Annotated in this window: 17 protein-coding genes; 3 read left to right on the forward strand and 14 right to left on the reverse strand. The window is 70.4% G+C overall.

Annotated features, from left to right (window positions below):
- Nucleotides 1-296: 296 nt before the first annotated feature.
- The 4 genes from HNR07_RS13685 to HNR07_RS13700 all read right to left on the reverse strand — a co-directional run bounded on the left by HNR07_RS13685 (nt 297) and on the right by HNR07_RS13700 (nt 5,177).
- A complete protein-coding gene (locus HNR07_RS13685; RefSeq protein WP_184365320.1) occupies nt 297-1,133 on the reverse strand; it encodes a shikimate dehydrogenase in 837 nt (278 codons plus the stop codon).
- Nucleotides 1,133-3,634, reverse strand: coding sequence for an endolytic transglycosylase MltG (gene mltG, locus HNR07_RS13690; RefSeq protein WP_184365321.1), 2,502 nt, complete (start codon nt 3,632-3,634; stop codon nt 1,133-1,135). Before mltG ends, HNR07_RS13685 begins: the two co-directional genes overlap by 1 nt.
- A complete protein-coding gene (gene ruvX / locus HNR07_RS13695) occupies nt 3,631-4,119 on the reverse strand; it encodes a Holliday junction resolvase RuvX (protein WP_184365322.1) in 489 nt (162 codons plus the stop codon). The genes mltG and ruvX overlap by 4 nt, the downstream gene beginning before the upstream one ends.
- Nucleotides 4,120-4,778: 659 nt before the next feature.
- Nucleotides 4,779-5,177, reverse strand: coding sequence for a transposase (locus HNR07_RS13700; protein WP_312893788.1), 399 nt, complete (start codon nt 5,175-5,177; stop codon nt 4,779-4,781).
- 252 nt (nt 5,178-5,429) lie between these two features.
- Between HNR07_RS13700 and HNR07_RS13705 the strand changes: the two genes are divergently transcribed.
- Nucleotides 5,430-6,389, forward strand: a complete 960-nt coding sequence (locus HNR07_RS13705) for an IS481 family transposase (RefSeq protein ID WP_184362065.1) — start codon at nt 5,430-5,432, stop codon at nt 6,387-6,389.
- Here the strand turns inward: HNR07_RS13705 and alaS are convergent.
- The 5 genes from alaS to HNR07_RS13730 all read right to left on the reverse strand — a co-directional run bounded on the left by alaS (nt 6,386) and on the right by HNR07_RS13730 (nt 12,141).
- Nucleotides 6,386-9,055 (reverse strand): alanine--tRNA ligase, encoded by a 2,670-nt coding sequence (gene alaS / locus HNR07_RS13710; RefSeq protein WP_184365323.1) that lies wholly within the window; start codon nt 9,053-9,055, stop codon nt 6,386-6,388. The genes HNR07_RS13705 and alaS overlap by 4 nt on opposite strands.
- A 242-nt stretch (nt 9,056-9,297) precedes the next feature.
- Nucleotides 9,298-9,699, reverse strand: a complete 402-nt coding sequence (locus tag HNR07_RS13715; protein WP_184365324.1) for a hypothetical protein — start codon at nt 9,697-9,699, stop codon at nt 9,298-9,300.
- Nucleotides 9,700-10,740: 1,041 nt separating this feature from the next.
- Entirely contained in the window at nt 10,741-11,325 is a 585-nt protein-coding gene (locus HNR07_RS13720; RefSeq protein ID WP_184365325.1) for a hypothetical protein, read from the reverse strand.
- A gap of 148 nt (nt 11,326-11,473) precedes the next feature.
- Nucleotides 11,474-11,752 carry a hypothetical protein gene (locus HNR07_RS13725; protein WP_184365326.1) on the reverse strand — a complete coding sequence of 93 codons (279 nt, stop codon included), beginning with the start codon at nt 11,750-11,752 and terminating at the stop codon, nt 11,474-11,476.
- Complete coding sequence (locus HNR07_RS13730; protein WP_026117097.1) at nt 11,749-12,141, reverse strand: DUF948 domain-containing protein; 393 nt, start codon at nt 12,139-12,141, stop codon at nt 11,749-11,751. Before HNR07_RS13730 ends, HNR07_RS13725 begins: the two co-directional genes overlap by 4 nt.
- Before the next feature lie 406 nt (nt 12,142-12,547).
- On the opposite strand from HNR07_RS13730, the gene HNR07_RS13735 reads away from it, so the two are divergent.
- Nucleotides 12,548-14,131 carry a serine/threonine-protein kinase gene (locus HNR07_RS13735; protein WP_184365327.1) on the forward strand — a complete coding sequence of 528 codons (1,584 nt, stop codon included), beginning with the start codon at nt 12,548-12,550 and terminating at the stop codon, nt 14,129-14,131.
- Nucleotides 14,132-14,210: 79 nt separating this feature from the next.
- On the opposite strand, the gene HNR07_RS13740 is transcribed toward HNR07_RS13735, so the two are convergent.
- On the reverse strand, nt 14,211-15,545 hold the full coding sequence (locus HNR07_RS13740) for a replication-associated recombination protein A (protein ID WP_184365328.1): 1,335 nt from the start codon (nt 15,543-15,545) through the stop codon (nt 14,211-14,213).
- Between the two features lie 81 nt (nt 15,546-15,626).
- On the reverse strand, nt 15,627-17,687 hold the full coding sequence (locus tag HNR07_RS13745) for a SpoIIE family protein phosphatase (protein ID WP_184365329.1): 2,061 nt from the start codon (nt 17,685-17,687) through the stop codon (nt 15,627-15,629).
- Between the two features lie 578 nt (nt 17,688-18,265).
- Here HNR07_RS13745 and HNR07_RS13750 point away from each other — a divergent pair.
- On the forward strand, nt 18,266-18,406 hold the full coding sequence (locus HNR07_RS13750; protein ID WP_184365330.1) for a hypothetical protein: 141 nt from the start codon (nt 18,266-18,268) through the stop codon (nt 18,404-18,406).
- A gap of 85 nt (nt 18,407-18,491) precedes the next feature.
- Here HNR07_RS13750 and HNR07_RS13755 read toward each other — a convergent pair whose 3' ends face one another.
- The 3 genes from HNR07_RS13755 to HNR07_RS13765 form a co-directional block, all read right to left on the reverse strand.
- On the reverse strand, nt 18,492-20,168 hold the full coding sequence (locus HNR07_RS13755; protein WP_184365331.1) for an ABC-F family ATP-binding cassette domain-containing protein: 1,677 nt from the start codon (nt 20,166-20,168) through the stop codon (nt 18,492-18,494).
- A gap of 237 nt (nt 20,169-20,405) precedes the next feature.
- Nucleotides 20,406-22,172, reverse strand: coding sequence for an aspartate--tRNA ligase (gene aspS / locus HNR07_RS13760; RefSeq protein ID WP_184365332.1), 1,767 nt, complete (start codon nt 22,170-22,172; stop codon nt 20,406-20,408).
- 208 nt (nt 22,173-22,380) lie between these two features.
- Entirely contained in the window at nt 22,381-23,058 is a 678-nt protein-coding gene (locus HNR07_RS13765; RefSeq protein ID WP_184365333.1) for an MBL fold metallo-hydrolase, read from the reverse strand.
- Nucleotides 23,059-23,429 lie beyond the last annotated feature (371 nt).

Below are 23,429 nucleotides of genomic sequence, written 5' to 3' on the forward strand. Positions count from 1 at the left end.
TGGGATCTCACCAAAAAGCGAAAACCCCGCCAGCGTGTGCAAGCGGGGCGATCCGACCGGACATTCACGACGGAGCCGCCACGTGGCCTTCGGCCACCCGCACAGGGGTGAACGACGAACACGGGATGGTATACCCATCGTCTGACCGGGACCCACGCGGGCGGGGCCCGGTAGGTGGGAGGATCATCTCCGCTTGCGGTTCCGGTGTGCTGTGCACACCGGACCAAGTCGATTACGTCCAATATAGCAGGACCTGGAGGCCGCCTGACCACCCGTACCGCCCTCCGGCCCCGGGGTCAGGCCCCGGCCTGGGCCGAGCGCCGTTCCAGCTCGGCCTCGCCCGCGGCCCGCATGGCCGCGACCGGGACGTCCTCGACCCCGGTCATCAGCCTGACCTGGGCGACGGCCTGGTGCAGGAGCATCGGGAAACCGCCCACCACCCGCCCGCCCCGGGCCGCGACGGCCTCAGCCGCCGTGGTCGGCCACGGGGCGTAGACCACGTCGAACAGATCGGCACGGGAGGCCGCCAGGCGTTCGGCGTGCGCGTCCGCGGCGCCCGAGGGCAGCGTGGAGACCACGAGGTCGGCGTCCAGGTGGCGGTCGATCTCGGCCAGCGGGGCCACCTCGACCGGAAGGTCCAGGCGCTCGGCGGCCGCGACGACCTCTCCGGTGCGTCCGGTGTCGCGGGCCAGCACGGTGACCCGCCCGGCGGAGCCGAGCTCACGCAGGGCCGCCAGGGCGGAGGCCGCGGTGGCCCCCGCCCCCAGGACGACCGTGCTGCCGGGGGCGGCCACACCGGCCTCGGTCAGCGCGGTGGCGATGCCCTCGACGTCGGTGTTGTGCGCCGCCCAGCCCGCCCCCTGCCGGACCAGGGTGTTGGCCCCGCCGACCGCCGTGGCCAGGTCGGTCACCTCGACCGCCAGCTCCATGGCCCGGCGCTTGAGCGGCATGGTCAGGGAGAGCCCGGCCCACTCGGCCGGGTCGAGCCCTTCGAGGAAGGGCGCCAGCCCCTTCTCGTCGCACTCGAACAGTCCGTAGGACCAGTCCCCGAGCCCCAGGGCCGTGTAGGCCGCGGAGTGCAGGACCGGGGAGAGGGAGTGGGCCACCGGCGAACCCAGGACCGCGGCGCGCATCACTCCTCGCCCTCGCTCTCGGCCTGACCGCCGCCGCCCCAGGTCTCCTGGAAGCGCTGCTTGAGGACCTCGAACTCCTCGTAGGTCTCGGCGAACTCGGTGACACCGTTCTCCGGATCGGTCGCCACGAAGTACAGCCACTCGCCGTCCTCCGGTTCCAGGGCCGCCTCGATGGCGTCCTCGCCCGGGGCCACGAACGGGCCCGGGATGAGACCGGTCTTGTGGTAGGTGTCGAAACCGCTGGTGTCGGCCTCGCATTCGGCCAACTGGTCGTTGTTGAGCGCGATGCCGTACTCGCCGATGGCGTAGAAGCAGGTGCTGTCCATCTGGAGCATCATGCCGTCGTCCAGGCGGTTGTACACCACCCGGGAGATCTTGGCCATGTCGTCGACCCCGCCGCTCTCGGCCTGGACGATGGAGGCGATCGCCATGATCTCGTTGGCGTCATAGCCGAGTTCGGCGGCGCGCGCCTCCAGATCAAGCTCCTCGGCCACCTGGCGGTACTGGGTGACCATGGTGCGCAGGATCGAGAGCGGCTCAGTGTCCGGCTCGAACCGGTACGTGGACGGGAACAGGTAGCCCGCGGGGCCCTCCGTCGCGTAGTCGGGCAGACCGAGCTCGTCCGTCTGCGCATAGGCTTCCGCGAGATCCTCCAAGGCCAGCCCCGTGCCGTCGGCCACCATTTCGAGCACCTGTTCGGAGCGCAGGCCCTCGCGGATGGTGATCCGTCCACCGAGCCGGTTCTCCGGGTCCAGCAGGGCCGCGACGGCGCTCTCGCCGCTCATGTTCTCGGCCAGGGAGTAGGTGCCGGGCACCAGGGCGTCGCCCTGCTCGCCAAGCGCGTTGGTGAAGGCCCGGACACTGGCGACCACGCCCTGGTCCACGAGGCTCTGCCCGACGGCGGTACCGCTCTGGCCCTCCGCGATGGTGAAGACGACCTCGCCCTCCCCCGCGCCCTCGTGGTCGGGCGGGAAAACGTAGGTACGCATGACCGCGAAACCGCCGCCGGCGACCACGAGCATCAGGACCAGGACGAGCAGGATCATCAGGCCCTTGCTCTTGCGCCTCTTGGGCTTGCCCGCGTTGCGCCGGGCGGCCTGCGCGGCCTTGGCCCGCTTGGCTCGCTTGCGGTTGGCGCGGCTGTCGCCGTAGGAGGCGGCGATGTCCTCGAGGCTGTCCTCCTCGTAGGGGTCCTCCTCGACCTCCTCCGGCTCTTCCTCGGCCCGGGGCTCCGGTTCTGGCTCGGCGCGGCGTCCGCGGCGGAAACGACGGCGGCCGCGGCGCCCCTTGGGCTCCTCGGCCTCCGGTTCCTGAGCGAGGAAGGAACCGGTGTCGGTCAGGGGCTCCTCGTCATCCAGGTTGGACAGCTCGGCGAAGGTCCCGGTGTCGGTGACCGGGGCGGTGGCGAAGGTCTCGGAGTGGCGGGGCTCCTCCTCCGGCTCCGGGGCCGCACGACGGCGGCCGCGGCGCCCCTTGGGCTCCTCCTCCACGGGTTCCTGGGCTAGGAAGGCGCCGGAGTCCGCGAGCGGCTCCTCAGCCGCGCGCCGGGCACGACGACGGCCGCGGCGCCCGTTGGGCTCCTCAGCCCCCGGTTCCTGTTCCTGAGCGGGGAAGGCGCCGGAGTCGCGCACCGGCCCGGCCTCGGCCTGCTTGGCGCGCTTGCGGCGGGCGCGGCGCCCTTTGGGCTCCTCAGCGGCGTCATCGGCCAGGAAGGCGGGTGCGGGCGCGTCCGCGTCGTCGCCCCAGAAGAGTGACTGCCCCTCCTCTGGTTCCTCGGCGCGTGCGCGCCGGGCCCGGCGAGGGGGTTCGTCGTGGGCTCCCGGGACCGGTGTGCCGGAAGCCGACGGCGCCCCGGGACCGGCCTGGTTGCCGGGGTTCTGGGCCCCGCCCAGGTTGGCCAGGGCCGCGAGGGCCTCCTGAGTGGGGTCGCCGCCGGGCCGCTGCTGACTGCCGGTGTCCGAAAGCGATCCGGGAGCGGGCCGCTGATGGCTGCCCGTGTCCGAAAGCGATCCGGGAGCGGGCCGCTGATGGCTGCCCGTGTCCGAAAGCGATCCGGGAGCGGGCCGCTGATGGCTGCCCGTGTCCGAGGGCGATCCCTGGGCGGGTCGCTGAGGACCCTGTCCGCCGCCGCGTGCGGCACGGCTGCCGCGCAGCGCGTCCGCGGCGCCGAAACGCCGGGGCGGGGCCGTCGGCTGTTCGCCGCCCCAGGCGGCCTGGTCCTCGGGCGGCTCGGCCCTGCGGCGGCGGCCGGGAGGCGGCGCGGGCGGGTTCTGCGTGTCGAACTCAGTCGGCCCGGCATCGGCGTACCTGGGGGTGCGGAACTCGCCGGTGGAGGGTCCGGTGTGCCCGAACTCACCGGTGTCCGGCGGCCCCGGGCGCGCCCGGCGGCCGCGCGAGGGCGGCTGGGCGGGCAGCGGGTCGGTCAGCGGATCGTAGTCGTAGCCGCCTTCGCGGTCGGCACGACGACGGTAGGGATCGGGGTAGTCATCCCTGTCGGTCATGAATCTCCCTGGCTGGCACGGACGATCTCGCCCGGGGGATGGCCTGTTGACCGTTCCTGGTCCAAGGCACTCTGCAAGAGCACGGTGGCCGCCGCCTGGTCGATGACCGAGCGGCGGGCCCGGCCGCCCTTGGCGCCCTTCTTGCCGAAGGAGGCACCGGAGAGCAGCTGTCCCTGGGCGGTCACCGTGGTGAGTCGTTCGTCCACGAGCCTGACGGGGACGGGGTCAAGGAGCCGGGCCAAGGTGCTCGCGAACTCGCGAGCGGACCGGGCTGCCGGTCCCTCTTGGCCAGACAGTGAAGCAGGGTAGCCCACGACGATCTCGCGGGCCTCCTTCTCCAGCACGAGGAGGGCGATACGTTGCAGGTCGCCCCGGCCGCGCGCGATGGTCTCCACCGGGCTGGCGAGCATACCGCTCGGGTCGCTGGCCGCGACCCCGATACGCGCGTTGCCCGGGTCGATCGCCAGGCGTACACCTTGCCTCAAGAGGATGCCTCCCCGCTGGTGGGGAAGCCGCTCGGTCGGGCTGTGCGGTCGACGGCACAGCACCGCTGCCGGAAAATCCTCAACACGGTGGTCCTGTTCATCAGCTGGATCGCGGCGAAATCCGCGCAGACAGCCATGGGAATCGGCTGTGACGCGCCACAGTATGCCCGATTCGATGACGGTGCGCAGCCTCGCCCATGGCACGCTCGCCGCCCCTCCCCAATCAGGCCTCATGCCTCAGATCGGGCTGTGGCGGCGGGGGCCGGGGCGAACTCGTACCGTCCGAGTGTAAATCACCCGGCCCCTGCCCCGGGGCAGGCGGGCCCCGCGCCCCCGGTGGCCGCGGCAGGCGGGCCCCGCACCCTCGGTGGCCGGGGCGCTCGGGAATCGGACCGCGGCAGAACCTCGGTTCCGGGGCGGCTGCACCGGACGTGTCGCCGCCGGGCGGCCCGTCTCGCCGTAGACCACCCGGCCGCCGGAGAAGGAGCAGGTCTGGATGAACTGTCCCCCGCTGGGGCAGCGCATCGGGTCGTCCGCGGTCAGGAGGTGGTGGACCTTCACCACCTCACCGTCGAGGTAGCCGAAAGTCGGGGCGCCGTGGCACCAGACACCCTCTTGACTTCCTCCCGGCCCTGAAAGGACCGGGATTCCGACCACACCTAGCGGTGTGGCGCTGCGCGCCTCGCAGCGCGCACTGGTTCCTGCTTCTCAGACCGCCTAACGGCGAGGTCTCCACAGGCTGGCACCGCATGCCCTGCGGCGCCGAGGGTGTTCTTGGCGGCGTTCACGTCAGCGTGGCACTCATACGAACACCGGGTGCACCGGAAACGCGCTTGGCTCTCGCGCGACTCCGGATCCGTGTGATCGCACTCATGGCACGTCTGGGACGGGAGCGCCGGATTGACCTTGACGATGGCGGTACCCGTGTACCGGGCCGCGTTGTGCGGGGCGAGTTCGAGCCGATGCCACCCCTTGTCCAGGATCGCCTTGTTGAGCCCCGTCTTCTGACGCACCCGCATCCCTGGCTCCACAACGGTTCCACGCGCGGACGCGCTCATGCCCTTGGTGTTGAGACCCAGGAGACGCGTCAGGCGTGTGTGAGACCACTTTAGGTGGATTTCACACACGCCTGATCAGCGGGGTTCCCGGACCAGCGCTGCCAGCGGACCCGGGGGCGGGGCCGGGCGGGCCTAGGTGTACTGACCACAGAGGTTGAGTACGGCCCGGCAGTGATTTGACAGCAAGAGAGGGCCTCCGACATAGGTGTGGATTGTCTAGATCAACACCTGAAGTAGGTCAGGAGGCCCTCCGTGGCCCACACTACCCATGCCAACGCCCGTCTCACACCCGCCGGACGCCTGGAGTTGGCCCGCTGCGTGGTCGAAGACGGCTGGACACTGCGTAGGGCCGCGGAACGCTTCCAGGCCAGCGTGAGCACCACCAAACGCTGGGCCGACCGCTACCGCGCCCATGGCGAGGCGGGCATGGTCGATGCCTCCAGCCGCCCGCACCACTCACCCCGGCGTACCCCCACCCACCGTGAGCGCCGCGTCATCAAACTGCGCTGCCTCAAACGCTGGGGACCAGCCCGCATCGCCGGGCACCTGGGCATGTGCGCCTCGACCGTGCACCGCGTCCTGACCCGCTACAAGTGCGCCCGCCTGTCCCACCTGGACCGCGCCACCGGCCGCACCGTGCGCCGCTACGAACGCGAGCGGCCCGGTGAACTCGTGCACGTGGACATCAAGAAGCTCGGCAACATCCCCGACGGCGGCGGCCACAAGACGCTGGGGCGGCCCCAAGGCCGCAAGAACCGCGCCAACGTTGGCTATGCCTTCCTCCACAACGCCGTGGACGATCACTCGCGGCTGGCCTACACCGAGATCCTGGCCGACGAGAAAAAGGAGACCGCTGTCGGGTTCTGGGAACGAGCCAACTCCTACTTCGCCTCGGTCGGGATCACCGTGGAGCGGGTACTGACCGATAACGGGTCCTGCTACAAGTCCCACCTGTGGCGCGACGCCCTGGTCAAGGCCGGGATCAAGCACAAACGCACCCGCCCTTACCGGCCTCAGACCAACGGCAAGGTCGAGCGGTTCAACCGCACCCTGGTCGACGAATGGGCCTACGCCCGCCCCTATCGATCAGAGACCGAGAAGCGGGAGGCGTTCGGTGGGTGGTTGCACGAGTACAATCACCACCGGTTCCACACCGCCGTTGGCGGCCCTCCCGCTTCTCGTGTTCCTAACCTCTCAGGTCAGTACACCTAGGCGCCCGCGACGCGCGCCTCCACGGCGCGCAGGGCCTCGTCGACCTTGGCCGCGTCGCTGCCACCGCCCTGGGCGATGTCCGGCTTGCCGCCGCCACCGCCGCCGAGGGCGCGGGCCGCCACCCCGACGAGCTCTCCCGCCTTGATCCCGGCCTTGTTCGCGGCCTTGTTCGCGGCGATCACCACGACCGGACGGTCCTTGGGCACGGCGGTCATCGCCACGACCACGGGCTCGTCCTCGCCGAGGCGGCCGCGCACGTCCAGCACCAGCTTGCGCAGGTCGTCTCCGCTGGCGCCCTCGGGCGCCTCGGTGGCCACGACCAGCGCCGAACCGTGGCGGCGCGCCTTCGCGGCGATCTCACCGGCGGCCTGGAGCACCTGCGCCGCGCGCAGTTTCTCGATCTCCTTCTCCGCGGCGCGCAGCCGGGAGACCATCGAGTCGATCCGCTCGGGCAGTTCCTCGCGCGGCGTCTTGAGCTGCTCGGAGAGCTGGCCGACCAGGGCCGACTCCTTGGACAGGCGCTTGAACGCGTCCACGCCCACGGCCGCCTCGACCCGGCGCACGCCGGAGCCGATGGAGGACTCCCCCAGCAGCTTGACGATGCCGAGCCTGGCGGTGGAACCCACGTGCGTACCGCCGCAGAGCTCGACCGAGTAGTCACTCATCTCCACGACCCGCACGCGGTCGCCGTACTTCTCGCCGAACATGGCCAGGGCGCCCATCTTCAGCGCCTCGTCCAGGCTCTTCTCCTCGGTCTGGACCGAGATGTCACCGGCCAGGACGGTGTTGACCTCCTCCTCGACCTCGGCCAGGCGCTCGTTGCCCAGCGCGTTGTCGGCGGTGAAGTCGAACCGCAGCTGGCCCGGGCGGTTCTCCGAACCGGCCTGCCCGGTGGCGGGGCCCATCGCGTTGCGCAGCGCCGAGTGGATCAGGTGGGTCGCCGAGTGGGACCGCTCGATCGCGTGGCGGCGGCCGGTGTCGATCGCCGCGTGCACGGTGTCGTCCAGGACGATCTCGCCCGAGCGCACGGTACCGCGGTGCACGAACAGGCCCGGGAGCGGCTTCTGGACGTCCTCGACGTCCACCACGCCGCGCCCGTCCACGGTCAGCGTTCCGGTATCGGCGAGCTGGCCGCCGCTCTCCCCGTAGAAGGGGGTGCGGTCCAGGACGATCTCGACCTTGTCGCCCGCGCGCGCGGCCGGCACCCCGGCCCCGTCCACGACGATGCCCTTGACGTGGGAGTCGCTCTCGGCCTCGGTGTAGCCGAGGAACTCGGTGTTCCCGGCCCTCTCGTGCATCTGCGCGTAGAGCGAGATGTCCGCGTTTCCGAGCTTCTTCGCCTTGGCGTCGGCCTTGGCGGTGTCCTTCTGGCGCTGCATGAGCTCGCGGAAGGCGCCCTCGTCCACGCTCAGGCCCTGTTCGGCGGCCATCTCCAGGGTGAGGTCGATGGGAAAGCCGTAGGTGTCGTGCAGCTGGAAGGCGTCCGTGCCGGAGAAGACGGTGCCGCCCTCGGCGCGGGTGCGCTCGGCCGCGCGGCCGAAGAGCGTGGTGCCCGCGCGGAGGGTGTCCGCGAAGTTGCGCTCCTCGTTGTCGATGACGCCGTGGATGACCCCGGCCTTGTCGAGCAGGTCCGGGTAGATGTCCTTCATCGCGTCGATGCTGACCTCGGTCAGCTCGTGCAGGAAGAAGTCTTCGGTGCCCGAGAGCAGGCGCAGGTTGCGGATCGAGCGGCGCAGGATGCGGCGCAGGACGTACCCGGCCTTCTCGTTGCCCGGCTTGACGCCGTCACCGACGAGCATGACGGCGCTGCGCACGTGGTCGGCGACCACGCGGAGCATCACGTCCTGCTCGTGGTTCTCGCCGTAGGTGGTGCCGGTCAGCTCGGCGGCGCGGTGCAGCACGCGGCCGATGATGTCGGTCTCGTAGATGTTGTCGACGCCCTGCAGGACCGCCGCGAGGCGCTCCAGGCCCAGGCCGGTGTCGATGTTCTTCTTGGGCAGGTCGCCGAGGATCGGGAAGCCGCTCTTGTCGCCGCCCTCACCCCGCTCGTACTGCATGAAGACGAGGTTCCAGATCTCGATGTAGCGGTTCTCGTCCGCCTCGGGGCCGCCCTCGGCTCCGTACTCGGGGCCGCGGTCGTAGAAGATCTCGGAGCAGGGGCCGCAGGGACCGGGCACGCCCATCGACCAGTAGTTCTCCTCCATGCCCATCCGCTGGATGCGCTCGGGGCGGACGCCGACCTTGTCGCGCCAGATCGCCTCGGCCTCGTCGTCGTCGAGGTAGACGGTCACCCACAGCTTCTCGGGGTCGATCCCGAAGCCGCCCTCGGCCACCGGGGTGGTGACGAGCTCCCAGGCCAGCGGGATCGCCTGCTCCTTGAAGTAGTCACCGAAGGAGAAGTTGCCCAGCATCTGGAAGAAGGTGGCGTGCCGGGAGGTCTTGCCGACCTCCTCGATGTCCTTGGTGCGGATGCACTTCTGGACGCTGGTGGCGGTGCTGTAGGAGGGAGTGCGCTGACCCAGGAAGTAGGGCTTGAAGGGGACCATGCCTGCCGGCACCAGCAGCAGCGTGGGATCCTCGGCGATCAGGCTTGCCGAGGGCACCACGGTGTGTCCGTTCTTCTCGAAGAAACTGAGGAAGCGGCGCGCGATCTCTGCCGTCTCCATTGATGCCCTCCTGGTATTTGGCTCCGCCGCCCCGTGGCGGCGGGGTTGTCCCTGGGTGGGACCGTGGTCACGCGTGGTCGATAGGGGCCCATCGTAGAGGGAACCGCCACGCCTGCGCGCATGGTTTGCTGTGGCCGCCGAAGACCCGCACCGTTGATGACAACGGCGGCGGCTCGGCCATTCCAAGGCTATCGCCGCTGGCCACCAGCGCATCCAGAACGGATCGGCCGCGATCGGGACCGTCAGACCCCGTAGAAGGCCTTCACGCTCGCGGAGTACATGAGACCGAGCATGACGCCGTGGAAGATCAGCGGGATCAGTCCGTCGAAGGGCGCACCCGTGAGGAGAGTGACCAGAGCGAGGATCACCAGGAGCGCTATCGCGGCGATGTTGAAGTAGACGACACCCTCGTGGACCTTCTTCGTGCGGCGGCCCATCATGCTGGCGAGCGCGATCGAGGCGACGCCGTAGATCAGGGGGATCACCGTCAGGATGAGACTCCTGCCCCCGAAGCCCTCGGCCCCTCCGTCGGGGGCGAACCCGAAACTGGCCATGGCCAGTAGGCCGCTGAACAGGCCCAGGAGGATTCCGACCGGACCACCGATGAACATGAGGACGCGGACCGCCTTCGCCCCGACCGGCATCGTGCCCGGGACTGGCGGGGCCTCACGGAAGGGCGCCGGGGCCTTCGGAGCCTGGTAGGCCCGGTCGGCCGAGGCCTTCTGAGGCGCGGGCCGCGCATACCCGGCATCGGCCGGCCGCGGAGACGGCTGCGGCGGCTGGGGGTAACCGTCTCCACCCGGCTGCGGCGGCTCGGGGTAACCGTCTCCACCCGACTGCGGCGGCTCAGGATAACCACCACCCGACTGCGGCGGCTCAGGATAACCACCACCCGACTTGAAGGACTCCGAGGGCTGGCCCTGCCCGTGGGGGTGGTGGGGGCCGGAAGGAGGTGTGGGGTACACCGTGGTCCTCTCTGGGGAAGGTGCGGGCAGCGGGAGAACTCTACCGAGAACCGTTCCTCATCAGTGTCCAGGAGTGGCAGCTGCTGCCACTCCCCGGTACTGCGCGCGCCCCGAACGGTGTTGGGTGCGCTGCTCCCCCGCGTTCTTGTGCCCTTGCCCCGGGCGCGCGCATCGTGTGCGCGCTCCGGGCCGGGGTGACGGGATCCCTCACACCTAGAGTCGTCCGGTTCGGCGTGGACGGTCCGAGGCCCGCACCTGCCCCCGGTGGGAGAAGGCCGCCGTGCCCGCGAGCACGTACCGGCCGTGCGGGGCGTTCGCCCAAGCGGCCAGCGGGGCCGGGAGTCTGACGGACACCTCGCCCTGGGGGTGCTGCGGATGGTCTCGTTGCCGAACCGTTTGCCCGACTCCCCGTCGGCCTGGCTTCCCACTGTTGCCGCCACTGGGATGCGGTGAGCTCAGCGGCATCGAGGTGGTGGCGGGTGTCGAGCAGGCGTTTGCCGCCGCGCACCACACGTACCCGAAACGAGGCGCCCCCGTGGCGACGGCCGGGGTTCGGGGCGGTAGGGGCGGCCCACGACGAAGGGCCCGGTGGTCTCCCACCGGGCCCCGTCTGTCGATACGGCCGCTCCCACCGGACCGGCCGGCCGTGAGGGGGCCGAGAGGGTCGAGAACGACCCGGATTGAACGGCCCCGCCCCGGGCCCGGCCTGCGCGTGGGCCGTCAGTAGCCGGTGTAGGGCGTGGTCGGCTCGGGTGTGTAGAAGGCGCGGGTGGGCGGGAGCAGCATCAGCACGATCATGGCGATCGCGAAGAGCAGTGGGATGACCGAAAGGGTACCGCCGAAGGCGATGCCGAGCATCAGGGTCAGTGACGCCAGGACCTGGAACACGACGATCAGCCACAGGACCACCGCGCTGCGCTTGCCCATGAAGGAGGCGAGGGCGGTGGAGATAATGCCGTACCCGAACATGACGCCGCCCATCGCTCCGAAGAGGACGGTGAGCTCGGCCGCGTCGATGTACAGGCCCGAGTCCTGGACTTCCCGGAGGACCTCCTGCGTCATTTCGGGGTCGGCCAGCAGACCGAGCCAGACCAGCAGGAGCAGCCCGCCGAAGAGAAGGCCGAAGGCACCCCCGATGAACATGAGGACCCGCACGGTGATCGCCGTGCCGGGCATCTTGTTCGGCTGCTGGTAGGGCCCCGGGTAGGCGGTCGGTCCCTGCTGGCCCGGGTTCCCGTACGGATCCTGCTGGTACGGGTCGTGGCCACCCTGGTCGGGGCCCTGGGGCGGTTGCGGCGGGTACACGGCACTACCTCCGTCGGTCGGCTGGACGGTCAATCCTACGGACGCACGTCACAAGCCCGTGGTTCCCGGATGTGACCTGTGAGTCCGACCGGATCCCGTCGTGTTCGGTTCCCGCCGCCGCACTGTTTCCAGCCGCCACGACCCTTGATCACTCCCGATCGGAGAGTTCTCGCGGTGTGTCGTCGGCCGAACGCGGGGACCGGCGCCCGGGCGCGTAGCGGCGGAGCATCTGTTCCTCCTGCAACCGGACCTCCTCGGTGAGGTCCTCGTTGAGCTCCTGGAGGGCGCCCCGGTACTCGTTGACACGCCCTTCGACCCGGTCGGCGATACCGCCGGGGGTCAGGGCGTTGCGGGCACGGTTGACCCGGTGGACCACGTAGCCGCCGAGCGCGGCCCCCGCGGCGAGGTAGAACAGTCGGCCGATCACCTGTTCTCCTTCCGCTTGCGGCCCCGCATCACGGCCAGGGCCTTGCGGCGGCCCAGCACCTGGCGGATGGCGTAGGAGAACGAGGCGACCTTCACCAGCGGGCCGGTGAACACCGACCTGGTGAGCGCCGTCATCGTGGAGACGTCCTCCGAGGAGGCCTGCACGTTGGCGGTGATCTCCTCGACCCGTTCCAGCGAGGTGTTGGTGCGCTCCACCGTGGAGGCCACGTCGTCCAGCAACGGCGGGGTCCGGTCCCCCAGTTCCGAGACGACCTTGGTGGTCTCGTTGATGAGCTTGATCAGTTTGACGAGCGCCACGCACATGAACGTGGCCAGCACCGCCCAGACCACCGCGGCGACGAGTGCGGCGACCTCTCCTCCGGTCAGCATGAAGGCTCCGTAGGGCAGATAGAGGGTTGCTTCGAGGGTGTGCGAACGGCCGCGGCGCGCGCTCGGGCGCGCACCGGCGGACCGGAAAACGGGTACGGGGGCCAGCGACAGCGCCGGGTCAGGGCTCCCGAGCCGTGTCCGCCGCCCCACTCCGTGAGGGCCGGGGCGGCCGGTTTCGGCTGACCCTATCGCGTCCTCGGTCGGGGCGCGTGGGCACGCCACGGTGTGGCTCGTGGTGGAACCGGTCACGAATTCGACAAGGGTCTATTCCGTCCTGGCCGGTGGAGGCCGAGGGGATCGACGCAGGCGGCGGTCGTGAGCGAGAATCACTGCAGAGCGGGATCTTCACTACGATGTCCGGACACCGCAGCGCCCCCGCTGGCCGAGAAGCACCGACAGGACACCCATGAGCCCTCGTTCTCCCCGAGAGATCTCCGTACTGGTACCACCGGACCTGGCCCCCCTCTACCCGGACGACCCGTCACGGATCGGCCCCTACCTCGTGCTCGGACGTCTGGGCTCGGGTGCCACGGGTACCGTCTACGCCGCGGTGGACACCGCCTCCGCCACCGCGGGCGACCGCCTGATCGCCGTGAAGGTGCTCCGCTCCCCCGAACTGGAGTCGCCCGACGTCTACCCCGCCCTCGCGCAGCGGCTGCGCAACCTGTCCGCGGTCGACTCGCAGCGGGTGGTCACCCCGCTGGCCTTCGACGCCGACGCGAACCCGCCGTGGCTGTCCATGCCCTACCTCGCCGGTCAGCGGCTCTCCCACTACGTGACCAAACGCGGCGGACTCGGTTTCGGCAAGGTGATAGCGCTGGCCACCGCGCTGGCCGAGGGGCTCTCGGCCCTGCACGCGCGCGGGGTGGCGCACGGTTCGCTGCGGCCCAGCGAGATCCTCCTGGAGTCGCACGGTCCGCACATCATGGAGTGCGCGATCGCCGCGGACTCCGAACGGCTGCGCGGTTCGGGAGCCACCTGGCTGAGCCCCGAGCGCTACCGGGGCGGTGTGGCGACCACCGCCGCGGACGTGTTCGCCTGGGGGGCGGTCGTCGCGTTCGCCGGGACCGGGCGCCTGCCCTTCGGTCCGGGCGAGCCCGAGGAGATCGCCCAGCGGGTGGCGACCGGCTCCTTCGACCTGGACGGGCTGCCCAAGGGGTTGCGCCCGGTCGTGAGCCGAGCCCTGGACCCCAACCCGGACCAGCGGCCCAGCCTGCGGGAGGTGATCGGGGCGGTCATCGCGGTGTGGCAGACGGAGGCCGCCCAGCCCGAGACGGGCGGGGAGGGCGAGGTTCCGGTTAGCGGGAACCGCGAGGAGATCGGCCGGATCCTCGAACGCGAGTGGCACGCGGTGGAACCGCCCGCCCGGGTGCCCGAGGTGATCCGGCTGGAGGGGCGCATGTCCAACCGCCGCCCCACCCGCACCCTGTTCCTGGTGGGCGCGGCCTCAATGGCCGCGGTACTGATCGGCGGCGGGGTCTGGGGGATCTCACAGATGGTCGGCGGGAGCGCCGAGGCCGATCCGGTGGCCGACGGCATCGCCGAGGAACCCGAGGACGAGGCCGCCGACGAGGAAGAGGAGCCGAACACCCTGGTGGTGCGCTTCGACCCCTCGGAACAGGAGGAGCCGGAGGCCGGGGTCGAGGAGCGGACCTGGGTGTACACGCCGGTCACCCGGGACGACGACATCCCCCGCAACCAGGGCATCCCCAGCCACGAGGCCTGGTCCGAGCAGTGGGACGAGGACGGAGAGGCCGGTGAGGCGGTCATCCGGCCCGACGCCGACGTCAAGTGCGCCAGGTTCTGTGCCGCCCCCGAGCACGTCTTCCTCGACGAGGAGGCGCGCGGCACCTGGGACCTGACCGGGAACGACTTCATGGACTACCTGACCTGGGGGCCGGTGATGATCGTCGAGATCACCTTCGCCGAGGACCAGGAGGGCGACGGCCCCCGCGAGGTGGTGGAGGTCGTCGAGCTGTTCTCGGACTGACCTCTGGGAACCGATCCGGCCCCGGCGCAACGCCGGGGCCGTTCCGATGCCGGGACCATTCTTCGGTTGGGGCCGTGGGCTACTTCTCGCTCTTGAGGACGCCCCTGATCTTCTGCAGGATCTCACTGAAGCGGCGTTCGGCCCCGTGCTGGGTGGGGCGGTAGTACCGGCGTTCGGTCAGCCCTTCGGGGGCGTGCTGCTGCGGGGCGACCCCGCCTGGGAAGTCGTGGGCGTAGCGGTACCCCTTGCCGTGTCCGAGGTCGGCCGCGCCCTTGTAGTGGGCGTCGCGCAGGTGTGCGGGGACCGGTCCGGCCTGGCCTCTGCGGACGTCGGTCAGGGCCTCGTTGATGGCGGTGATCACCGCGTTGGACTTGGGGGCGATGCTGATGTGGATGACCGCCTGGGCGAGGTTGATCCGGGCCTCGGGCATGCCGATCAGATCGACCGCCTGTGCGGCGGCGACGGCGGTCTGCAGGGCGCTGGGGTCGGCCATCCCGACGTCCTCGCTGGCGTGCACGACCAGGCGGCGGGCGATGAACCGGGGGTCCTCTCCCGCCTCGATCATGCGGGCAAGGTAGTGCAGGGCGGCGTCGGGGTCGGAGCCGCGCATGCTCTTGATGAAGGCGCTGATGACGTCGTAGTGCTGGTCGCCGGAGCGGTCGTAGCGCACGGCGTGGCGGTCCACTGCGCGTTCGACGTGCTCAGCGGTGATCTCGACGGGGTCCTTGCTGGGAGACCCCGCGACGAGGGCACCGGCTTCGAGGTAGGTCAGGGAGCGGCGGCCGTCGCCCCCGGCCAGCCGGACGAGGTGGTCGGCGCCCTCCTCGGTGAGGGTGTAGCGGCCGTCCAGCCCGCGTTCGTCGGTGAGCGCGCGGTCCACCAGGGCACGGACCTCGGAGTCGTCCAGGGACTCCAGGGAGAGCAGCAGCGAACGCGAGAGCAGCGGGCTGACCACGGAGAAGAAGGGGTTCTCGGTGGTGGCGCCGATGAAGCTGACCCAGCGGTTCTCCACCGCGGGCAGCAGGGCGTCCTGCTGGGTCTTGTTGAAGCGGTGCACCTCGTCCACGAAGAGCAGGGTGCGGGTACCGTTCATGCCCATCCGGCGCTTGGCCTCGTCCACCACGGCGCGCACGTCCTTGACGCCCGCGTTGACCGCGGACAGCTCCACGAACCGGCGTCGGGTGACCCGGCTGACCACGGTGGCCAGGGTGGTCTTCCCGGTCCCCGGGGGTCCCCACAGGAACACGGACATGGGCGCGTCGTCCTCGACCAGGCGGCGCAGCGGGCTGCCCTCGCCCAGGAGGTGGCGTTGGCCCACGACCTCGTCGAGGGAGCGCGGCCGCATGCGTACGGCCAGCGGCTCCTGGCCCTTGGCGGCCTCGGCCCCGGCATCGTCGAACAGTGTTTCGGGCACCCACCCAGGGTAGGTGAGAGCGAGGACTTTCCCGGCCGGTTCCCGGCGTTCGGTGTCGGCCCCGGAGGCGTTCCCGAGCGCTCAGGTGGTGGGGACGGACAGGTTCTCCGGGCTCTCCGCCTGCTCGGGCGGCGGCGCCGCGCGGGGGATCATCCGGGTGACCAGCAGGGCGATGTCGTCGCCCCGGCCCGCAGGGGCCATCTCGGCCAGGACCTGGGCGGCGGCCTTGGGGTTCTCCCCGTGCTCGGCGAGCGCCTCCCCGACCTGGGCCAGCCCGTCCTGCATGTCGACCTCCGAGCTCTCCACGAGCCCGTCGGAGCACAGCAGAAGCGCGGTACCCGGGGCCAGGACCCGAGTGGTGACGGTGTACTCGGTGTCGGCGAGCACGCCCAGGGGCGGGCCGGTCTCGGGGGACCACAGTTCGTATGCGCCCTTGGCGGCGAGCACCGCAGGAGGCTGGCCCGCCCAGGCTGCCTGCATGACGCCGCTTCCCCGGTCCACCACGAGGTAACCGCAGGTGGCGAAGACGATCTCGCCGGTCTCGGTGAGCAACCGGTTGGTCTCGCCCAGGACCACTCCGGGGTCGGACTGGTTGGTGGCGTAGGCGCGGAAGGCCACCCGGATCTGGCCCATGGCGGCGGCCGCCTCCACGCCGTGGCCCTGCACGTCGCCGACGAGCAGTCCCACCTTGTTGTCGGGCAGCTCGATGACGTCGTAGAAGTCGCCGCAGATCCGCCACTCCGCGCGGGAGGGCAGGTACTTGGTGGCGATGTCCATGTCGGGAAAGCTCGCCACCTGACGGGGCAGCATGCGGCGCTGCACGGCGTCGGCCAGCTCCAGCTCGGCCTGCTGGGCCTTGATCCGCTGCAGCGCCTGCCCGGCCAGCCCCGCGAAGGTCAGCATGAGGGCGCGTTCGTCGCGGCTGGCGTGGTGGGGGCGGTCCCAGATCATCTGCCACACGCCGAGGGCGACCTTGCCGTCGCCGAAGATCGGCACGGTGGCCCAGGCCTGGCCGCGGACCGAGCGCATGAGTTCGACGGCGGCGGGGAATCGGCTGACGATCTCGGCGCGGCTCTCGAAGAACCGGGGTTGGCGGTCCTGGATCACCGCGCCCATCGGGTAGTCGGTGTCGTCGGCCCGGCGGCCGTCTATCTGCGAGACGTTGCCGCGTTCACGGGTGCTGGGCGAGGTGCGCAGCAGGCCGTCCTCGACGTAGAGGGCCGCGGCGCCGGTACCGCCGAAGATCGGCAGGAACTCCTCGCTGAGCAGGTCCATCACCTTGTCGACGGTGGTGGCGGAGACCAGTTTGGCGGAGAGTTCGGTGACCAGCCGGCCGTGCTCGGCCTCGGTGCGGCGGCGGTCGGCGAGCCTGCGCACCAGCTGGACGTGCTCGGTGACGTCGTCGATGATCCCGACGAGACGGTCGGGCTGGCCGGGCACGTACCTGGCGCGCACGTGCAGGGAGCGTTCGTCGCCTAGGCGGTCGAAGATACGAAAGCGCTGTTCGTAGTCCCGCCCCGCGAAGGAGGCCGCCATGGCGTCGCGTACGCGGGCGGTGTCGTCGGGGTGGATGCGTTCGAGGATGCGCTCGAGTTCTCGGTCGTTCCCGGCCAGGAGCGCGCCCAGCGGAGTGGGGCCGAAGAGCTCGCGCAGACGCCCGCTGCTCAGGTCCAGGCTCCACAGGACGGAGTCGGAGTTGTCGGTGCGCAGGTCACCGACCACGCGCAGATCGGCTTCTTCCGTGGACAGCACGTGGAAGAGCACGATCACGGCGGGCCCGGAGGAACCACGGGCAAGGGCGGCGCCCTCGCCGTCGGCCGGGAAGGGCCGCAGCTCGACCTCGGAGAGCCGGGAGGACTTGTCGCTGACGGCCAAGCGCAGGCGGAAGCGGCGGTTCCACTTCCCGGCGAGCACATCGTGGTGGGCCCGGGAACCGTGTTCGGTGTCGGACGGGTCCAGGAGTCCGAACCAGGGCCGGTCGGTGAGCTCAGCGGCACCGCGGCCGAACAGTTCGGTGAACGCGTGGTTGGCGTGTTGGATCGCGCCGTCGGCCCCCGTGACCGCCATGGGCTCGGGCGCATGACGGAACGCCTCCGCGAGAGCGCCCTCGGAGCCATCGCCTGAAGCGCGTTTTCCGTTCACGTATGACTCATCCTCATGTCGGCTCGGACGTCACACCCGCGTCAGGCGCGGTCACCCCTGGAACGTACCGATTCGGCTCATTGTAATGTCCGACGTCTGGACCGGCCCGGGCAGGAAACCGGACCGGATGCCTCGGCACCCGTCCTCCGTCGGCTGCGCCACCTCGTCGAACACGGATCCCTCATGGTCCGTCAACGTGATGGGGTAACGGCTAGTTCCGCTCCGGGGCCGTACCCTACCGACCACAGGGCGTGAATCGTTACGCCCGTGTGACTCGGCAGCCCAGAAATGCACTCCGCCCCCACTTCGCCCCCGATGGGAATGGGCCCCGTAGATGCACTGTGTTCACTCCAGGACACGTGCGACTCTCGGCGCGGGAGGGTGATTCGCCCCCAACGGTAGGGGATGACGGGCCCGCCCGCATCCGCGTGTCGTCTTCTTCCCCTTTACGGACGGGGTCTTTGGCCTGTTTATCACCTATTTTCACTTTCTGGCCGAATGTGGCACGTTCAAAGCAGGGACTTTACGGGCACCGAACTGGTCAGTCGAGAACTCGTCAAACACCCCGAGGACTCACCATGCACCCTGAACGCGCCCGAACCGCGACAGGATCGCTCCTCCACGGCACCGCGTGCGAGTGGACCTGCCGGCTCTGCACCCACAGCAACCCCGAGGACGAGGACATCTGCTGCCAGCGGTGCGGAGCCACCAAACCCTGACCTCTGCCTTCCCGCCCTTGACGCACAGGCAAACGGACGGACAACGGGCGCCGCGCATTGCTCCGCGCGGCGCCCCCGCAGGTCGCTAGCCGGCCGGTTCGACCACCGGTTCGGGCGCCGGTTCGATCAGCCCGAGGCCGAGCTGTTCCCAGGAACCGACGTCCCGCCGGAGCTGACGGTCGTGGGTGGCCAGCACCACCGCCGCGCCCGTCGCGCCGAGGCCCTCGGTGAGCTCGTCCACCAACGCGATGGACAGGTGGTTGGTCGGCTCGTCGAGCAGCAGCACGTGCGGGCGCGACGCCAGCGCCAGCGCCAGGTCGAGCCTGCGCTGCTGGCCCATGGACAGATCACGCAGCGGCTTTCGGAGGTCCGCCGCGGCGAGCAGCCCGAGGGAGCTCAGCGAGACCGTCTCGCTCTGCCCCAGCACGCCCTGGCTGACCAGTCGCCCGATATGGGCGGCGAACACGTCGTGGGCGCGCTCGGCCCCGGCGCTCGGCGACTCCTGGGTCAGCAGCCGCACCCGGGCGGTACGCGCGGTGCGTACCGCTCCCCCGGTCGGTTCGACCCGTCCGGCGAGCACCGACAGCAGGGTCGACTTGCCCGCCCCGTTGGGGCCGGTGACCACCAGCCGTCCACCCGACTCAAGGGCGAGCGTGACCGGCCGGTCCAGCCTTCCGCGGACGGTGACCTCCTCCGCTCGCAGCAGGGTCACCCCGGGCCGCGTGGGCAGCTCCGGCATCCGAAACCGCATCGGGGGAGGCGGCATGGTGACCGCGTGCGCCTCCAGGTCGTCCCGGCGGCGGTGCACGGCGCGGACCAGCCCGGGCGCACGAGTCGCCCGCTGGTGCTTGCCGGTGCCCTTGTCCGGACGCCAACCGCTGACCAGACGGTTCTGTGCTTGGGACAGGTCCTGGGTGAGGCGGGTGTACTCGGCCCGCTGCTGTTCGTACTCCTGTGCCCAGCGTTCCCGCTCGGCGCGCCTGCCCTCCTGGTAGCCCGCGAAGCCCCCGCCGTACACACGGGGGCGGCCGTCCCGGCTCGGGTCCAGGTCGAGCATGGTCGTGGCCACGTCCGAGAGCAGGGCGCGGTCGTGGCTGATCAGCACCACGCCGCCGACGTGGCCGCGCAGCTGCTGGGTGAGGAAGTCGAGCCCGGCGGCGTCCAGGTGGTTGGTGGGCTCGTCCAGGAGGAGGAAGTCGTGCGAGGCACCGAGCAGGCAGGCGAGTCTGACCCGGTAGCGCTGCCCGACCGACAGTTCGGCCAGCGGGCGCGACCGGTCGGTGACCGCGTCCAGGTTCTCCAGGGCGAGGTCGACCCGACGGTCGGCGTCCCAGGCATCCAGCACCTGCGCGGTGTCCAGCGCCTCGGCGTAGCGTTCGGTGGCCTCCGGGTCCCCGGTGGAGAGCCCCTCGGCGCCGGCGTCGAGAGCGGCCAGGGCTGCGCGGGCGTCGGCGAGTTCGAGGTCGATCAGGTCCCCGACGGTACGGCCGCCGGCGGACTCCACCTCCTGTTCGGCGACGCCGAGCGTGCCGACGCGCTGGACGGTTCCGGAGTCGGGTTCGAGTGCCCCGGTCAGGATGTGCAGCAGGGTGGACTTGCCGCGGCCGTTCTCACCGACCACGCCCCACCGGGAGCGGGGGGTGACGGTCATGTCCACGCCGGACAGCACGGTGCGTCCGCCTCGGGCGATGTGGAGGCCGGTCGCGGTGAGCTGGGCGCGATCTCCGGCGGGCAGCGCTGATCTGAGTTTGAGGGCGGTCAACGTTCCTCCGACACGAGCTGACGATGTGACCCGCATAAGGGGTCAGGACATGCGTCTGGCACCCGTGGCCACACAGCTGTGGACGGGTGCCTCGGCTCGCTCTAGAGGTACATGACGTACGGCACGGGCCCAGGTTAGCAAGGGGTCGGAGCGGAAGTCCAGGCGGTAGAAACCAGGCGCCGGTCATCGGACGGATCCGATGACCGGCGCCTCGCGGTGCGTTCCGGGGCTGCCCGGTTACTTCTTCTTGTCCTCGGGGATCACCGTGCGGATGTGCACGTCGCGCAGCTGCTGGTCCGAGACGACCGCGGGGGCGCCCATCATCAGGTCCTGCGCGTTCTGGTTGAGCGGGAAGGCGATGGTCTCGCGGATGTTGGGCTCGTCCGCCAGGAGCATCACGATCCGGTCGATGCCGGGGGCGATGCCGCCGTGCGGCGGGGCGCCGAACTTCAGCGCCTTGAGCATGCCGCCGAACTCCGCCTCGACCGCGTCCTTGTCGTAGCCCGCGATGTCGAAGGCCTTGTACATGATCTCGGGCGAGTGGTTACGGATCGCGCCGGAGGACAGCTCCGTACCGTTGCAAACGATGTCGTACTGCCAGGCGAGGATGTCCAGCGGGTCCTGGTTCTCCAGGGCGTCCATCCCGCCCTGGGGCATGGAGAACGGGTTGTGGCTGAACTCGACGTGGCCCTCGTCGGAGCGCTCGAACATCGGGAAGTCCACGATCCAGCAGAAGCGGTAGACCTTGTCCTCGAAGAGGTCGGCGCGCTTGGCGGCCTCGACGCGGACGGGGGCCATGATCTTGTTGATCTCGGCCTCGTCCTCGCTGGCGCAGAAGAACAGGCCGTAGCCGGGGCCCGCGCCCAGGGTCTGGAGGAGCTCGTCGGTGATCTCGGTGACGAACTTGGCGATGGGACCGGTGAGTTCACCATTCGGGCCGACCTTCAGCCAGGCCAGGCCCTTGGCGCCCTGTTCGACGGCGTAGTCACCGATGCCGTCGAAGAACTTGCGGGGCTTGTCGCCGACCTGCGGGACGGCCAGGGCACGGACCTTCTTGCCCGCGAAGGCTCGGAAGTCGGTCTTGCCGAAGAGCTCGGAGACATCGACCATCTTCATCGGCGCGCGCAGGTCGGGTTTGTCGGTCCCGTACCACTGCAGGGCGTCGCGGTAGGCGATCCGCGGGAACGGGGAGGTGATCTCCCAGTCCGTGGAGAACTCGCGGAAGACGTCGGTCATGACCTTCTCGATGACCTCGAAGACGTCCTCCTGCTCGACGAAGCTCATCTCGACGTCGAGCTGGTAGAACTCGCCGGGCGAGCGGTCGGCGCGGCTGTCCTCGTCGCGGAAGCAGGGCGCGATCTGGAAGTAGCGGTCGAACCCGGCGATCATCAGCAGCTGCTTGAACTGCTGCGGTGCCTGCGGCAGGGCGAAGAACTCACCCGGGTGCAGACGGGAGGGGACCAGGAAGTCGCGGGCCCCCTCGGGGCTGGAGCTGGTGAGGATGGGGGTCTGGAACTCGTTGAAGCCCAGCTCCGTCATCTTCTGGCGGATGTAGGCCACCACCTGCGAGCGCAGCATGACGTTGCGGTGCATGCGCTCGCGGCGCAGGTCCAGGAAGCGGTAGGTGAGGCGGCGCTCCTCGGAGGTGTTGTCCTCGGGGAAGACCGTCAGCGGCAGCTCCTCGGTGGTACCGAGCACCTCCACCTCGGCGGCCTCGATCTCGATCTCACCGGTGGGCAGGTTCGGGTTGACGTTCTCCGAGCTGCGTGCGGCGACCAGACCGGTGACCTGAATCACCGACTCCTTGGAGATCCTGCTGAGCTCCTCGAACACCGGGGACTCGGGGCGGGCCATGAGCTGCGTGACGCCGTAGTGGTCGCGCAGGTCGACGAAGAGCAGGCCACCGAGATCCCGGCGGTTGTGCACCCAGCCAGAGAGGCGCACCTGCTGCCCGACGTGCTCCTCACGGAGCTGACCACACGAATGAGTCCTGTAACGATGCATGAGTTACCAAGTCCACTAACTACACGGCTGGGTGAGGATGCCGGGGAGCCCGAGACCGGGCCCGGCTGCAGGCATGGCATTGCCCCTTGAACACTGGAATCCTACCGCCAACGGCACCGCCCGGTCCCCGGTTGAATCGGGAGGCCCGGTGGTCAGCCCGAGGACGGTCAGGCTCCGGACGCGGGTGGGGCCGGTGGTCAGCCCGTGGTCATCCGGCGATGCCGCGCAGGTACGGGTTGGTGGCGCGCTCGCGCTCCACCGTCGTGGCCGGCCCGTGGCCCGGCAGGATCTGGGTGTCGTCGCCGCGCGCCAGGACGGCCTCGGCGAGGCTGGTGTTCATCGCCTCACCGTCACCGCCGGGGAAATCCGTGCGGCCGATGGACCCGGCGAAGACCAGGTCCCCGGAGAACATCACCGGCACCCCGTCCCCGGTGTGCGTGACGTAGACGACCGAACCCGGGGTGTGGCCGGGGGTGTGCTCGACCGCGAACTCCATCCCGGCCAGGGCGAGCGACTCCCCGCCCGCCAGCTGCGTCAGCCGGGCGGGCTCGGGGTAGGGGCCCGGGCCCAGAAGCATCTGGAGCTGGGCGGCGAAACCGGCGTCGACCCCCGCGGCGGGCTCGGTGAGCAGGCCGCGGTCCGCGCCGTGCAGGTACACCGGAACGTCGTGGTGGCCGCCGAGCTCGGCGGCCGACCAGACGTGGTCGAAGTGCCCGTGGGTGAGCAGGACCGCGACGGGGGTGAGCCCGTGCTCGGCCAGGGCCTTGGCCACCTGCGGGGCGGCGTCCTGGCCGGGGTCGACGATGACGCACTCCCCGCCCGGGGCCGGTGCGATCACGTAACAGTTCGCGGAGAGGGGCCCGGTGGGAAGCGCGGCGATGAGCACGGCGGTTGTCGTCCTAAGTCCTGGTGGTTCTGCTGGCGGTGAGGGTGCTGGAACGCCTCCGGCCACGGCCGGAGCGGTTATCCCTGCGCCCAGAGCCTACCCAGCCGCTTCCGAGCGGGCCAACCGGCGGGTTCGGCAGGCGAACGCATTTGATCACCATTCGATCACCGGGTGCGCCCGGGCTCTTTGCCAAAGCGCGTGGTAATGCAATATTGGTCATCGTCGCCGGGTATACCGAGGCCTTCACCTGCGCTCCTTCGCGGAGCGGGAGACGAGCCCGACCGGCGGCAGGACGACCGGCAGCAGAAACCCCGGTCTGCGTTGATCTGAAACACGGCGCGTCGTTGTCCGCCGAAACGTATGGATATCGT

The sequence above is a fragment of the Nocardiopsis metallicus genome, from assembly GCF_014201115.1.
Classification (GTDB): Bacteria; Actinomycetota; Actinomycetes; order Streptosporangiales; family Streptosporangiaceae; genus Nocardiopsis; species Nocardiopsis metallicus.

Coding starts and splice junctions, on each gene's coding strand:
- HNR07_RS13685 (WP_184365320.1), bottom strand. CDS start 1,133: ATGCGCGCCGCGGTCCTGGGTTCGCCGGTGGCCCACTCCCTCTCCCCG.
- HNR07_RS13700 (WP_312893788.1), bottom strand. CDS start 5,177: ATGAGCGCGTCCGCGCGTGGAACCGTTGTGGAGCCAGGGATGCGGGTG.
- mltG (WP_184365321.1), bottom strand. CDS start 3,634: ATGACCGACAGGGATGACTACCCCGATCCCTACCGTCGTCGTGCCGAC.
- HNR07_RS13730 (WP_026117097.1), bottom strand. CDS start 12,141: ATGCTGACCGGAGGAGAGGTCGCCGCACTCGTCGCCGCGGTGGTCTGG.
- HNR07_RS13735 (WP_184365327.1), top strand. CDS start 12,548: ATGAGCCCTCGTTCTCCCCGAGAGATCTCCGTACTGGTACCACCGGAC.
- HNR07_RS13715 (WP_184365324.1), bottom strand. CDS start 9,699: ATGCCGGTCGGGGCGAAGGCGGTCCGCGTCCTCATGTTCATCGGTGGT.
- HNR07_RS13750 (WP_184365330.1), top strand. CDS start 18,266: ATGCACCCTGAACGCGCCCGAACCGCGACAGGATCGCTCCTCCACGGC.
- aspS (WP_184365332.1), bottom strand. CDS start 22,172: ATGCATCGTTACAGGACTCATTCGTGTGGTCAGCTCCGTGAGGAGCAC.
- alaS (WP_184365323.1), bottom strand. CDS start 9,055: ATGGAGACGGCAGAGATCGCGCGCCGCTTCCTCAGTTTCTTCGAGAAG.